The sequence below is a fragment of the Enterococcus sp. 4E1_DIV0656 genome, assembly GCF_002140695.1.
GTDB classification, from domain to species: Bacteria; Bacillota; Bacilli; order Lactobacillales; family Enterococcaceae; genus Enterococcus_D; species Enterococcus_D entomosocium.
This window is the reverse complement of sequence record NZ_NGLF01000001.1, coordinates 2643079-2656530: the sequence shown is the minus strand read 5'-3', so window position 1 is coordinate 2656530 and position 13452 is coordinate 2643079. Positions and strand designations below refer to the sequence as shown.

General features: G+C 38.5%; 14 protein-coding genes, 1 pseudogene and 1 other annotated feature. Of the genes and pseudogenes, 1 reads left to right on the top strand and 14 read right to left on the bottom strand.

From position 1 onward, the window contains the following. Positions 1-362: a sequence feature (16S ribosomal RNA rRNA prediction is too short), on the bottom strand. A 589-nt stretch (positions 363-951) separates the two neighbouring features. The 14 genes and pseudogenes from A5882_RS12555 to A5882_RS12495 all read right to left on the bottom strand — a co-directional run bounded on the left by A5882_RS12555 (position 952) and on the right by A5882_RS12495 (position 12730). Next, complete coding sequence (locus A5882_RS12555; protein ID WP_005236216.1) at positions 952-1137, bottom strand: hypothetical protein; 186 nt, start codon at positions 1135-1137, stop codon at positions 952-954. 138 nt (positions 1138-1275) lie between these two features. Then, complete coding sequence (locus tag A5882_RS12550; RefSeq protein ID WP_008381336.1) at positions 1276-1797, bottom strand: GNAT family N-acetyltransferase; 522 nt, start codon at positions 1795-1797, stop codon at positions 1276-1278. A gap of 57 nt (positions 1798-1854) precedes the next feature. Continuing rightward, positions 1855-2793 (bottom strand): dihydroorotate oxidase, encoded by a 939-nt coding sequence (locus tag A5882_RS12545; protein ID WP_008381338.1) that lies wholly within the window; start codon positions 2791-2793, stop codon positions 1855-1857. Between the two features lie 206 nt (positions 2794-2999). Beyond that, on the bottom strand, positions 3000-4040 hold the full coding sequence (locus tag A5882_RS12540) for a galactitol-1-phosphate 5-dehydrogenase (protein ID WP_008381339.1): 1041 nt from the start codon (positions 4038-4040) through the stop codon (positions 3000-3002). A 17-nt stretch (positions 4041-4057) separates the two neighbouring features. Continuing rightward, positions 4058-4717: a class II aldolase/adducin family protein gene (locus tag A5882_RS12535; RefSeq protein ID WP_008381340.1), complete on the bottom strand. Its 660-nt coding sequence runs from the start codon at positions 4715-4717 to the stop codon at positions 4058-4060. Continuing rightward, on the bottom strand, positions 4683-6197 hold the full coding sequence (locus A5882_RS12530) for a PTS sugar transporter subunit IIA (protein WP_254908487.1): 1515 nt from the start codon (positions 6195-6197) through the stop codon (positions 4683-4685). Before A5882_RS12530 ends, A5882_RS12535 begins: the two co-directional genes overlap by 35 nt. 24 nt (positions 6198-6221) lie before the next feature. Further along, a pseudogene (locus A5882_RS20260) lies at positions 6222-6281 on the bottom strand (hypothetical protein); the annotation flags it as partial. Between the two features lie 334 nt (positions 6282-6615). Then, positions 6616-7056 (bottom strand): PTS sugar transporter subunit IIA, encoded by a 441-nt coding sequence (locus A5882_RS12525; protein ID WP_008381342.1) that lies wholly within the window; start codon positions 7054-7056, stop codon positions 6616-6618. Between the two features lie 62 nt (positions 7057-7118). Further along, complete coding sequence (locus A5882_RS12520; protein ID WP_086372857.1) at positions 7119-8375, bottom strand: PTS transporter subunit IIC; 1257 nt, start codon at positions 8373-8375, stop codon at positions 7119-7121. Between the two features lie 2 nt (positions 8376-8377). Further along, complete coding sequence (locus tag A5882_RS12515; RefSeq protein WP_005236235.1) at positions 8378-8680, bottom strand: PTS sugar transporter subunit IIB; 303 nt, start codon at positions 8678-8680, stop codon at positions 8378-8380. Between the two features lie 24 nt (positions 8681-8704). Continuing rightward, positions 8705-9778 carry an alcohol dehydrogenase catalytic domain-containing protein gene (locus A5882_RS12510; protein WP_034878878.1) on the bottom strand — a complete coding sequence of 358 codons (1074 nt, stop codon included), beginning with the start codon at positions 9776-9778 and terminating at the stop codon, positions 8705-8707. 538 nt (positions 9779-10316) lie between these two features. Further along, on the bottom strand, positions 10317-10634 hold the full coding sequence (locus A5882_RS12505) for a DUF2500 domain-containing protein (RefSeq protein ID WP_005236239.1): 318 nt from the start codon (positions 10632-10634) through the stop codon (positions 10317-10319). A 756-nt stretch (positions 10635-11390) separates the two neighbouring features. Next, positions 11391-11720: a metal-sulfur cluster assembly factor gene (locus A5882_RS12500; RefSeq protein WP_005231940.1), complete on the bottom strand. Its 330-nt coding sequence runs from the start codon at positions 11718-11720 to the stop codon at positions 11391-11393. A gap of 74 nt (positions 11721-11794) precedes the next feature. Then, positions 11795-12730 carry a YitT family protein gene (locus A5882_RS12495; RefSeq protein WP_005236241.1) on the bottom strand — a complete coding sequence of 312 codons (936 nt, stop codon included), beginning with the start codon at positions 12728-12730 and terminating at the stop codon, positions 11795-11797. Between the two features lie 153 nt (positions 12731-12883). On the opposite strand from A5882_RS12495, the gene A5882_RS12490 reads away from it, so the two are divergent. Beyond that, positions 12884-13375, top strand: a complete 492-nt coding sequence (locus A5882_RS12490) for a YajQ family cyclic di-GMP-binding protein (protein WP_008381345.1) — start codon at positions 12884-12886, stop codon at positions 13373-13375. The last annotated feature ends 77 nt before the right edge of the window (positions 13376-13452 follow it).

Below are 13452 nucleotides of genomic sequence, written 5' to 3'. Positions count from 1 at the left end.
CGGTCAGACTTTCGTCCATTGCCGAAGATTCCCTACTGCTGCCTCCCGTAGGAGTCTGGGCCGTGTCTCAGTCCCAGTGTGGCCGATCACCCTCTCAGGTCGGCTATGCATCGTTGCCTTGGTGAGCCGTTACCTCACCAACTAGCTAATGCACCGCGGGTCCATCCATCAGTGACGCAAAAGCGCCTTTCAACTTTATTCCATGCGGAAAATAGTGTTATACGGTATTAGCACCTGTTTCCAAGTGTTATCCCCTTCTGATGGGCAGGTTACCCACGTGTTACTCACCCGTTCGCCACTCTTTTTCTTTCGGTGGAGCAAGCTCCGGTGAAAGAAAAAGCGTTCGACTTGCATGTATTAGGCACGCCGCCAGCGTTCGTCCTGAGCCAGGATCAAACTCTCATAATGATTTGTTTGAATGACCATACGGTCATTAAGCTCATAAAAATTAACTTTGCTAGCTATTGCTTGCATGTATTTGTTTCAATAAATTGAAACGTCCTACACATTGGTTCGTTTGCTTGCTTTGTTCAGTTTTCAAAGGTCTACAGTGCTGTGTTAGCAACTTTCATATCATATCAGAGCGACAATTGATTGTCAACTCTTTTTTAAAAGTTTTTTTTCGCTCGTTGTTTTTCAACTTCGCAGCGGCTGTCTCAGCGACTTCATTAGAATAACAAATGATTTGTTATTTGTCAACAACTTTTTTTAATTAATTTTGTTGATGTATCAACATCGATTAACTATTTTATTATTGCGACTTCGTTATAATATCATCTGTTTCATTTTTGGTCAAGTCTTTTTTGAAGTTTTTTCAAACGCTCTTTTGACCCGCTGGCTCAATTGCCAACGTTGAATACTTTATCATTCTAAGAATGAAAGAGCAAGCTTTTTTCTGAAATATTTTCAACTAAGTCGAGATAAACAAAAAAACTACCCAAAATAGGTAGTTTAATCAATATCGATCGTACGAAAACGGATCTGATTTTGATCGTCTCGTTTTAAGGTTGTTTCTTCTTTCAGATAAGAAAACTTCTTCTCATTGATCGCTGGATTCTCAAGCATTTCTTCATAACCCGCAAAAATATCATGGATATATTTTTTATAAGCTTTTTTCTTTTTGATTCTTTTCTTCATTTGGCACCGTCCTTTACGTGCTTATCTTAGCAAGCCGAAAGGATTCTGACAACCATTATCCGCATTTTCATACCAAAAATTCACTTTGACACAACTATTCCATTAATTCAGCCAAGTGACACTAATGGAATAGAATGCTTAGCTTGCGGTCAAACGTTTTTGAAAAGCCAATCGCTCTCCGTTCGGAAAAGGGAATGTTACCTCTCCTTTGTATTGATAGCCAGCTGCTTGAATATTCTTTTGCATACCAATATTAGCTTTATACGTATCGATACGTAAATCAACGATTCCTTGCTCTAATGCAACCACTTCAAGAGCTTGCAGCAATTTGGCGCTTAACTTTTGCCCTTTAAAATGAGAACTGACAACGACGCGATGAATGGATAGATATGGACCGTTTCCATCCCACCCTGCGCCGGTAATTGCGTTGTAGACAGGATCTTCACCAGAAACCAGTGCCGCAGACGCTGCGATTTTCCCATCTTTCACTAACACATAGCTTTCACCTTTTGCAATATCTTCTTTGATTTGAGTTTCTTTTGGGCCATAGCCATTTTGCCATTGTGGGGATCCTTGAGCTTTTAAAAAAGCAATGCCTTCTTCAAAAAGCGCCATCAACTCAACCAGATCATCCTCCGTTGTTTTACGAAACTTCTCCATTAAAAACCACCTTTCTTCTATAAAAAGAAGCGGATAGTAAAGCATTCAAAGTCGTTCTTAATCAATCGTTTTTAATTTCCCCTGGAACTCACTGATTGATTGATACCCTTTTTCTTTCATGATCGCTGCTAATTCTTTCGTCAATCGTTCAAAGATCACCGGTCCTTCTTTTTGCAGCTCTGTGCCGATCTGCAACATAGAAGCGCCACATAACAAATGTTCGTACGCATCTTGACCATTACGAATCCCACCAGTACCGATAATTTTGATTTCTGGCTTGAGACGTGTATAGAAAGCCCGCACATTGGCTAATGCCGTTGGTTTCACATATTCGCCTCCCAAACCGCCAAACCCATCTTTTGGTTTGATAACTACTGAGTCAGTAGCAGGATCGATAAATAAAGCATTCCCAATACTATTGATTGAATTGATATAAGTTAACGGATACTTGTTCAATATCTTAGCCATCTCATCAAAGTGAGCCAAATCAAAGTATGGCGGCAATTTGACACCTAAAGGTTTTGTGAAAAAACCAAAGACTGTTTCCAGAATTTGATCGGTCAAAGGAAAATCATAGGCAACTTGGGGTTTTCCTGGCACGTTTGGACAAGAAAGATTTAACTCTGTGATTCCGTCAAAATCACTTTCTTGGATTTTCTTCAATAACTCAATGTTTTCAGCCACGCTCATACCAGCGACAGAGAAAAAGAAGGGCGCTTGCTGGGTCATTTCCTGCTGTTTTTTGATAGCATAGTCTAAGTAGTAGTCCACCCCTAGATTTGGTAATCCCATCGAATTGATGCTTCCTAACGGTAAATCGGTATAACGTGGTTCTGGATTTCCCGCACGTGCTTCTAGCGTTGCACTCTTCGTGACAAATGCCCCAGCTGCTGATGCCGCTAATTCATCTAATTCCTCGATCGTCATACAATGGACTCCTGAGGCGTTCATAAACGGATTTTTGTATGTATATTTCCCAAAATTCGTAGCTAACATTGATTCATTCCTCCAATCTTTTCAACTAGTTTACCGTTTCATTTCTGAAAATGCAACGATGTCTTTGAGTGGGACAGGTTTTAGAAGGAGCAACCTCTGTAATCAGAGTAGCAAATCAAAAAAACCATATCCATACAGCTTGTTAAAACTTACTGAATAAATATGGTTTTGAAAACAATCGGTTTATATTGTACTCAAATGTTTTTTTAGAGCATGATCATTATTTTATTAAAGCTTTCACTTCTATTTACCGCTAAATCAAATGCTCTTTGAAGATCCTCTAATGGAAAGCGATGGGAAATCATATGACTGACACTCAAGCGTCCGCTTTCTAAAAAGGTGATTGAATCAAACCATTCTTTACCTGGGAAAGGCGCAGAATAACTATTCCAAAAACCCTTAATGGTTAATTCACTGCGAAAGATTTTTTCAAATGCCCGTTGTCTAATCAAAACATCAGAATAAGCGATCCCTTGAAATCCAATTTTCCCGCCTTTTTTTGTCACTAAGAGACATTGCTCTTCGGTTATTTTAGTACCTGCACATTCCATTGCAATATCCACGCCTAAACCATCCGTTATTCGGGAGATCTCTGTTTCAAGATCTTGAAGACTAGGATTAATCGTATCGGTGACACCTAAATCTATTGCTTGTTCCAGTTTCTCTGATTGAATATCAATGCCAATGATCGTTTTCACACCCGCAATTTTTAACCATTGGATCGTCAGCAATCCAATCGTTCCTAACCCAAAAACTGCAACGACATCGCCCACTTTAGGTTCGATTCCATAAACACCATGCGCTGAGACAGCAAGAGGCTCAATCATGGCCGCTTCTTCAAAAGACAACTTAGTCCCTATTTTCACGATATTGCTCGCTGGCACGGAGACGTACTCTGCAAATCCCCCAAACCGTTGCGATCCCATCATGATATAGTCCGTACATAATTGATACTTCCCGATAGCACAGTATGCACAGTTACGACAAGGAATAAACGGGACAACAGCGACCCGATCGTCTTTTTTTAAATGATGAACAGAACGACCAACTTTTACAATAGTCCCAGCCATCTCGTGCCCCATGATCATGGGTAACTTGTATTTCCAGCCTTTACTCATTTTGTGGATATCTGACCCACAGATTCCTGAAGCTTCTACTTTTACAATCACTTCATTCTGATGGCATTGTGGAACATCCATTTCTCGAATCTCAAATTCATTCAGTCCAATTAAGAAACCAGCCCTCATCCACTCTCCTCCAATCTTCATTCATGGGATTCATAGGTAACGTTTGTTTTGTCAGTATAATATTCATAGCCCTGCTGGAGAAGCGCTTGCGAATGTAAATGCACATAAGCATTTGTTTCTAGTCTTTCCAGATAATCATTTGCAAAAGCCAAATTAGTGGCTCCAACAATTACCCCATGTTCTCGCAATAACATTCCATAAGGTAGTTTTTCTTCATTTGTCACCATGTTTTGAGAGTAGTCACCAACCAAGTGTGCTAACTTTTCAGTTGTTGCAGGTGCATAATCCAAACAACGGATCGCATCCGGTCCGAGACGAAGGTTTTCACAGACGATGGGCATATCAGTCCCTATACAACTGTAAACCATCAAATTTAATGGATGAGCATGAATCACTGCTTTGATCCGTGGATCTGAGTGATAAAAACTCATATGCATATTGATTTCCCTGGTCAAGCGACCAGTACCTTCGATGAGGGATAGTTTCTTATCTACCAAAAGAATTTGCGCTGCCTCTAATTCCCAAAGATACTGAACAGATGCCAAAGTAGGTGTCATCAAGAAATGATCTTCTGAAACTTTTATAGAGATATTGCCACCAGCAGCATCCGTTAGCTTCCTGTCAAATAAAGATTTGGCAATCTTACATATGAATTTCCTTTCTTCTAAATAATCCATCGGCTTCCTCCTGTCTAAAACGTAAATATTTTTCAATTAATCCATATTTCCCAAGAAACATAATATCTTCAACAATTTCTAAATATTCTTCACTTCTTACAAGAGCGACGAAGAAAACATAAGTCACTTGAAAATAATCCTCAGATCCGTAAGAGATTTTTTGTTTATTCGTCAAGAGGCTAATCGTGCTACGGTGGACATTTCCCCGATTGTTCGCATGAGCTAAAGCAACACCTTCACTTATTACGATATAAGGTCCATTTTGTTTCACATTTTCAACGACTTCTTCTACATAGCTCTGCTCAATACACTCGTTTTGTGTCAACACTTTCCCTGCTAAGCGTAAAGAATGCTCCCAAGAACATTTTTGGTCGATTCTGATAACATGCGAATTTAACAAGTAATCATGCAATTTTCTTTGTGGTTGTTGGACAAATTGATCAAATTTTTCTTCAGTCTCTTCTTCATTAATCGTAAACAAACGGTCAACCGTCTTTACTATATTTTGGATATCTTCTTGAGTCACAAAAGGTGTTATCCTTAAAACATCCTCTTCCAAAAAAGGCAAAGGATCAGCAGTTAAGATTAAACGATTGGCTTTTTGACGGAAGCACATCTTACGATAAGTAGCAAGTGTTAGCACATTCATAATTTTGAACTGCTTGTATCGACTAATTTTCATAGCAATCATTTTCGCTATCGATAAATTTTCACACACGATCCAGATATCGATTTTGCTCATCTTATATTCTTGTCGGGTTAAGGCAGTTGCGATATGAATAGCGATCGTAGTAATAAATGATTCATTGAAGGATCGGGACAGGTAGTTTTCAATGACACCACTATTAGCCCTTACAGCTACGATAATATCCATAAACTGATGCCGCAAAAGACCGATATTTTCAATATCCAAAATAATGTTCTCTTCTTCAATAATTTGTAAGTGATTGTATAGATCAGAAATTAAGTCAAATTCGTACTTTAGAGTCGTCCCTAAATCTTCATCAATTTTATTCAGAAAATAGATGACCAAATTATACAATTCAGCATCCTTCACATTTTTTCGCTTTTTCAAATGACAAAATTCTGCTATTGCCTGTTTGTCTTCGAAAGAGATCGTTCGATCAAATCTTTTTTCAATTTGATCGATGAGTATGCTCAGGTTTTCCGACATAACGACAAATTTGGGAGATTCACCTTGTTCTTTGCGGGGCATATTGATAACGATAAAAATATAGACGAAAAGATCAAACTGCTGATACTTTTCTGCATACTTTAACTCGTTAAAAATGAATCCCAGAAAGTCTAAATACTCCATTGACCCGTCAAATGCCCGAAGGATTTGCATCCCGACATAATTGATGTATCCTTTTGCGTCTATATTTTCTAAAAACAATGTAAACAAATACTCTCTTTTCTCCGATTGATTCATCTTAAGGATAACCCCTTCGCCCCTAAGCGTTTCGATATATTTACTCATGATCACTTCTTGTTTTTTCAACGTATTGATATCGCGGATGATTGTTAATCGACTGACGTAAAACAAATCAGCAAAATGATCCATCGTAAGAACATCTTCTGTTATCAATAAATTGATCAGAAGTAATGTGCGTCTTTCATCAGGATTCAAGGAATAGTCGTAAGGGGACAATTCTAAAACAAGCTGATAAGCTTCTGACAATCTAGTTCATCAGGAACCTGTAAGTATCCGCTTTCAATTTTCACTTGCGGCATATCGTGAGTATTTAGAAACGAGTTCAAGACTTTGATTTCACTCGTGAATTTCTTTGGCGAGAGATTCAAGTTTTTATAAAGTTGCTCCAATCTAATTTTCGTTATTTTGTTATATAGTAGGAGATAGATGATTTCAGCAGTAATTTTCCTCACAGCACTCCTCCTTAATGAATAGACAAATTCTCTCTTAGAAAATCAACAAGTTTTTCAGGTTCACACTTGCTTAATTGAACAATAAAATTTCGAGATTGGATGCTTAAAATCAATTTTTGAAGAAATTCAATATAGGTATGCTCATCTTTTAGTGCCATGCAAAATACATGTTCGACTGCTAAGTCATCTACTTGCGTATCCATCTGTTTAAAAGTCACAGGCTTTTTTAGTCTTGCGTAACAGACAGAAGATTCTTTCACAGAGAGATCGAAGGTATGCGGAATCGCAACTGGCGGGTCAACTGGCAGACCAGTAGGAAAATGATGTTCGCGTTCGATACAAGACTCGATAAAACTATTCCCGACGAGCCCTTCGTTTAGCAGTTCAAGTCCGCATTGTTTAATCACTTCTATATTGGAGCGCTCATTCAATTCGATTGCTTTAAATTTCATACACTATTTCTCTCCCACTAAGCCATTTATTTTGTCAACAATTCGTTTATTCATTTGGTCAATTACCCAACGATTCGATGAAATAAGCTGATTATAATATTTGCTAAATTGTAGCCCCAGAAACTATCTGTCACAACCCCTTCCACAGGTACACCGGTCGCATTCATCATTTCGGTTGCTTCAGGTGCAAAGGTGTTTGTTCCAATTAGAACGATAACTAAGAAGAAAAAGCCAGTGACAAGCGTTCGAAAAAGATTGCCATTTGATGCTAATGCTAGTAGTGGAATCATATATACGATTACTGTTAAAACACCAACTGGAAAATAATGCATACCAGGGATAATAAATGCTAAGAATATTGCTATCGGAATCAGAATCACTGTCGTTGTGATCGCTGTCGGATCTCCAAGACCAAGAGCAATGTCCATGCCGATATATAATTTTTTCCCTTCGCCAATATGTTTCTTCATAAATTCTTTGGCAGCTTCCCCGATCGCAGTCAAGCCTTCCATCATAACAGAGACCATTTTGGGTATCAGTACTAGCACCGCTGAAACTCCAACCCCCATAAAAATCGCTACCGTAAATTCTTGGCGTGTCAATACGCCTAGAAAAGTTCCAACCAACAAACCGATAACTGCTGGATCTCCAAAAAAACCAATTTTACTTTCGACTTTTTCCAAACTGATATCGATTTTGTTAAGACCAGGAATCAGATCAATCAGTTTATTTACTAATAGTCCAAAAGGATAAGCGAAAGTAATAAATGAAAATGTCGTACAAGTCGTGCCTTCCAGTCCGTAATACGCCTCCCATCTAGGAGCAAACCACTGAGCCACGAATAAAGTGACAATTGATAAGCCAACCGTAACAGTCAAACCTAGCCAAAAACTATCAAACAAGGCATACGCTAATGCTCCAGGAATCAAAAAATGAATATAGTTCCAAATGTCGACATTCATAACCGTTGTCCATTTCAAAAGAATAAACAATACATTTAATCCTACGATCATCAAAATAGCAATCGCTGCAAAAGGTACTGACCACGACGCCGCTCCCACAGCAGCCCAGCCAACATCCATCGTGGTATATCCTGATCCCATTTCCTGATAATAATCGATGGCTGGTTGCAAGGAAGTACCCAGGAGTCCTACAACAAGCCCCAACCCTTGAAAGCCGATGCCGACTAAAAGCCCAGTTTTAAGTGCTTTGCCAATTTTCATCCTAAAGACACAGCTTAAAATAAAAATGACAACGGGTAGCATAACCGATGCCCCCATATCCATGATGTTTTGAATAACTGATAATACAGCTTCCATTTTTATCCCCCTTTAATAATTCGATGGCACTCTTCAACGATTTTCTGCGCGGTCTGCTCTTCGTTGATTCCCGATATCAAACTGAAAACAGGAAGAATCGGTACTTTTACTGGCTTGACATATCGAGTAGTCACCAAGATTAAATCCACTGTTTCTGCTTTTGAGGGAATTTGATTAATATTCCCTTTGGTGATGGAAGCCTGAATGTTGCTCTGAGCTAAGATTTGTTTGACTTTCTCTTGAACAACCGTGGACGTGGCGATCCCACTACCACAAGCAATATAGATCTCAATTTTTTTATTCATTTTCTTTCTCCTCCTTTCCTTACTCTATTTTTGAGATTTCAATAAAGAATGAATTTTATACTCTTCTTCTGGTAGTAAAACGACTTTTAACGCCTTCCCTTCTCTCGTCAATTCGATGGCCTGATTGATGTCAGCTAAAGGCAAAACATGAGAAATAATTTTTTCAGCAGGAAACTGATCAGATAAGGATAAATGGAAAGATTTTTCGACTTGAATACTATTTGCACCATAATGACCATAAATCCAGAGATTGTTATAATGAACTGCATTCGTATCTATAGGCGTTAATTGATTCTTTGCTACACCACCAAAAAAGACGACAATTCCACATTTTTTAGCCATAAAAATACTTTGTTGCTGTGCTTCTATTGATGGATTAGCTGAAATCACTTTATGTGCGCCATGTCCATTCGTATACTCTTTCACCTTTTCTACAGGATCTTCTTTGGAAGAATCGATCCTATGATCTACATTAAACGCTTCCATAAGAGCTAGTCTGTCAGCATTTTTATCAATCACGATTACCTTGCTTGCTCCGCGAATCCTTGCTAGAATCGCTAAAAAGACCCCAATTGGACCTGCACCAATAATGACGACCGAATCGCCTAACGAAACCTGAATATTCTCCATGCATGCATAAGTGGAGGATAAGGGTTCAGCTAATGTTGCCGCGATAGGCTCTCGTCCTTCTGGCACTTCAAAAATCGCTCCTCGTTCTACTCTTGTTGCACTATATGCTATATACTCTGCAAAACCGCCTTGAAGATCGGTGTAACTTTCAGCTTCCGTACAACATTCGTGCTTCCCATTACGACAATTTTCGCAACGTAGGCAATGAGCCATAGGGTATACATAAACCATCTGCCCTCTTTGATACTTCGTCACATTTTCATCAATTTCGACGATCTCACCAACGATTTCGTGTCCATAAATATGAGGGTAGCGCCCCGCTTTTGAATCGGTCAGCAAATTGCGAATATCAGAGCCGCACAGACCAACTGCCTTAACCTTCAATAGAAAACCTCCCTCTGGACAGCAGGGTCGCTCTACTTGTTCATAGCGAATATCTCCTGGTCCATACATCAACGCAGCCTTCATTTTTTTCACAAACGTTCAACTCCATTCATTCTTTCTTATTTTACATGTTCATTGTAAGGTGCGTCGGATGTACCTCACAAGTAACACTTTTTGCATTTCAAGTTCTATATTTGTTACTTGAATGAGAAAATGTTTGTGAAAAACCATGAACGATTTTTCCTTCTTGGAATTATTTTGAAGCCACGTAAAAACAAAAAAACCTCTTAGCAATGAGCCAAGAGGTTTTGGTGAAGCAAACTATTCTATTTATGAGTATTTAAAACTATAGGTAGCTCATCACTTCTTCCATTCGAACGGATGAGTGAACTAAATTGAGCCGTTCCTCGTAGGAAACTTTCCTCGGTCTTGGTTTCAATTATGCGACCTCAGTAAGGAGAAATTCTCAAGTGTTACTCGATGATACTTGCGTTTTCCATTGAAAGCGTACAATTCAAATCATTTCAAATGATAAGACACTTGAATAGGAGTTTTTTAATTGACTGTTCAACTTTTTTTGAAATTGAAAACGAATAAACACATACTATATACATACAAATTTTTACCTATCAAGTGAATTAAACCTTTTTCTTTGATACCTCAATACCCCAGTATCTCCGATGACGTATAATTTGTATTTTCCATACCCTACTTTAAATTCTAATCTTTCGCCACTTGCGATTTCAAATAAAAGATAATAGGTAATGGATTGATTCGTAAAGCCGTTTGCAGCAATATTCGTGCTACTTGTCATTCGTTTGTCAACTAGCGTGGCAAGTATTGACACTTCTGGCGTAGATTGATCCTTTAAGAATTCGACAATATGATATAAGATAACTGCGACGAAAATAAAAGCAAATAAAGTAAACAGAAAATCCACAAAACACACTCCTTTTTGTTTTTTATGATCAAGGGAATCAAGCAAATCATTTTTACAACTTAACTATAATTATACATTAATTAAATTAATTAATCTCGAAACTCTAATAAAATATGTTGCTTGCTAAATGATTGACCGAAACTGTAACTGGGCTATCGTTTTCATGTATGGATTGTTGCATACAATACATTTGTATATTTGTTAGCCAAGAGTCATTTGAAAGGATGATATCACGTGACCTTTGAAAAAGCATTTCTAGAATCATCCTTTTTCTTTCTACATTGACTCCTTTAGGAAAAACCATCGTATCCCAAAGTCTCTGACTAAATTCAGTTACTTTTATTTAGACATTTTTTCTCGGATGCACCATAAGGTTATCAATGTGGATGAATAAGAATTTAATCTATGCTCTCTTTTTGTCAAAATGATTGAAGGTTTATTGAAAGTATTACTATTTCGGTAAAGTTAAATACTAACTCACTTTCAGTTGTCACATGAATGGAAAATAAGCTGAGCTTTCAGGTTCTAAAATATCTTGTATTCCTTAATGCTTTTAGTAAAAAAGCTTAACTTTTTCACCAAGTAACTGTTTATTTAATAAAGTATTCTAAAAAAAACTCTTCTACCAACTATTTTCAAAGTTAATAAAAGAGTTCTGTGTTTATTTTCTCATTTTGCCAACTGTCCACCACCTAAGAAAACAGCTTATTCCAACTAGTTAACAAATATGAAACACAATTGTATGATTGAAAATCCTTAACGAATCCCCAAAGCAATCCGTGCATAACGACTCATTTTATCAGTCGTCCAAGCGGGATACCAAACTAGTTTTACTTCTGGATTTTTGACTTCTGGAATATCGCTTAATGCTTCGTGTATCGATTCAGTCAATACGTCGGCTAAGGGACAGCCCATTGTTGTTAAGGTCATTTTGATTACGGTATTGCCTGTTTCTGCATCAAATTCGACTTCATAAACTAAGCCTAGATTCACTATATCAATCCCCAACTCAGGGTCAATCACGGTTTCCAAGGCAGCCAAGACACGCTCTTTGATTGCTTCTGCTTCTACTTCAGTATATGCCACGGTTGAAGACCTCCTTTAATTCTTGTTTCAAATAATACCTTCTTTTGCAAAATTTGTAAATGGACGATCCTTGATTATGGACGGCTTTTCTTGTGTATTTTCAGTTCTGGGAAGACCCCCGTCGTTTTAAAGGTCCGTTGTTCATCATCTGTCGCAAAACGACCTGTGATCGATTGGGTCGGCACAAAGTTAATAAACGCATTGCCGTCTGCTTCTAAAACGGCTTGTTCTAAATCGTAGATCTCGTAGCGGGTCACGACCATCATGATCATATTGCCCGGTACGCCTGAATAGCCTCCGACTGAGGGGAACAAAGTCATGCCGCGAAACACATGCTTAGAAATATTTTTCCCAACAGCTTCCGCATTGGTCGTAATAATCATCGCCGTTACCTTTTGATGACTTGTGTGCAGCATGTCCACCACGTAGCTCATTGCGAAAATCGAAATGATCGTGTACAAGGCACTTTCCCAAGAAAAGACGAAACCTGAGACCATGACAATGATGCCGTTTAAAATAAACATATATTTACCGACCGTTTTTCCAGTCGTTTTTGATAATATCAACGAAAGGATATCCATTCCGCCGGTGGTAAAACCCATTTTCAGTGAAAACGCAACGCCGACGCCTAACAGTACGCCACCGAGCAAAGCGTTAACCAAAATATTGTCAGTGATTGCTCCTTGTGGAAGGATTATCGTTAAGACAGAAACGACAACGACATTGATAAAGCTCAATAGTGTCGATGATTTCCCGAGTTTGATGAACCCGAGAACAAAGATAGGCAAGTTTAAGAGGAAAATAAACAGCCCTGTACTAAGGTGAACACCAAAATGTTCCAAGGCAAGTGCCACGATCAATTGGGCGACCCCGTTCATCCCAGCAGAAAGAACGTTTGCGGGAATCAAAAAGAAATTTAAAGCAATGGCTGCGGTGATACCTGACAGCAAAATAACCCCTATTTTTTTCAATCGTTCTGATTGTTCGTGCTTCGTTAATAACTTACTCACAATGATCTAGCTCCTTCACTAAAAATCTCCTTCCAAAGAATAGCAGTTTGTGTGAAAAAATGAAACAATTATTTGCAAAAATTTACTTTTCATTCCCGCATCGTTCGCCTCCATGTTAAAATCATAGGTAAGAGATGAGAGGAGTGATTGATTTTGGCAAAAGAAGCAAGTTTTGATGTCGTATCTGAGATCAACACAGAAGAAGTAAAAAACGCCATTCAACAGGCGGAAAAAGAATTGAAAAACCGATTTGACTTTAAAGGCTCCACGGTAGAAATCAAGATGGCTGAGGGCAAATTGACGATTGTCGGGGATGACGAATTTAAGCTGGAGCAAATCAAGGATGTGCTCTTTGGGAAGCTGATCAAACGGAATGTACCAACGAAAAATATTCAATTTGGCGAAACGGAGCATGCCTTGGGGGCAAAAGCTCGTCAAACGGCAGAATTGATCAATGGGATCGATAAAGAAAACGCCAAAAAAATAACAACAGCGATCAAAAACGCCAAGCTAAAAGTTAAAACTCAAATTCAAGACAATCAAATTCGGGTAACCGGCAAAAGTCGTGACGATCTGCAAGAAGTGATCCAATTGTTGCGTAAACTGCCTCTGACGATCGATTTACAGTTTACAAATTATCGCTAATCAAAAAAAACTAGAACAGAGTCTAACGTGATGGTTAGGCAAAATCGGCCTTACCCGCTGATTTTGCACAACCTCAC

What these genes read in the sequence shown, in the direction of transcription:
- A5882_RS12555 (WP_005236216.1), bottom strand. Translation starts at nt 1,137, where the DNA reads ATGAAGAAAAGAATCAAAAAGAAAAAAGCTTATAAAAAATATATCCAT.
- A5882_RS12550 (WP_008381336.1), bottom strand. Translation starts at nt 1,797, where the DNA reads ATGGAGAAGTTTCGTAAAACAACGGAGGATGATCTGGTTGAGTTGATG.
- A5882_RS12545 (WP_008381338.1), bottom strand. Translation starts at nt 2,793, where the DNA reads ATGTTAGCTACGAATTTTGGGAAATATACATACAAAAATCCGTTTATG.
- A5882_RS12540 (WP_008381339.1), bottom strand. Translation starts at nt 4,040, where the DNA reads ATGAGGGCTGGTTTCTTAATTGGACTGAATGAATTTGAGATTCGAGAA.
- A5882_RS12535 (WP_008381340.1), bottom strand. Translation starts at nt 4,717, where the DNA reads ATGGATTATTTAGAAGAAAGGAAATTCATATGTAAGATTGCCAAATCT.
- A5882_RS12530 (WP_254908487.1), bottom strand. Translation starts at nt 6,197, where the DNA reads ATGAGTAAATATATCGAAACGCTTAGGGGCGAAGGGGTTATCCTTAAG.
- A5882_RS12525 (WP_008381342.1), bottom strand. Translation starts at nt 7,056, where the DNA reads ATGAAATTTAAAGCAATCGAATTGAATGAGCGCTCCAATATAGAAGTG.
- A5882_RS12520 (WP_086372857.1), bottom strand. Translation starts at nt 8,375, where the DNA reads ATGGAAGCTGTATTATCAGTTATTCAAAACATCATGGATATGGGGGCA.
- A5882_RS12515 (WP_005236235.1), bottom strand. Translation starts at nt 8,680, where the DNA reads ATGAATAAAAAAATTGAGATCTATATTGCTTGTGGTAGTGGGATCGCC.
- A5882_RS12510 (WP_034878878.1), bottom strand. Translation starts at nt 9,778, where the DNA reads ATGAAGGCTGCGTTGATGTATGGACCAGGAGATATTCGCTATGAACAA.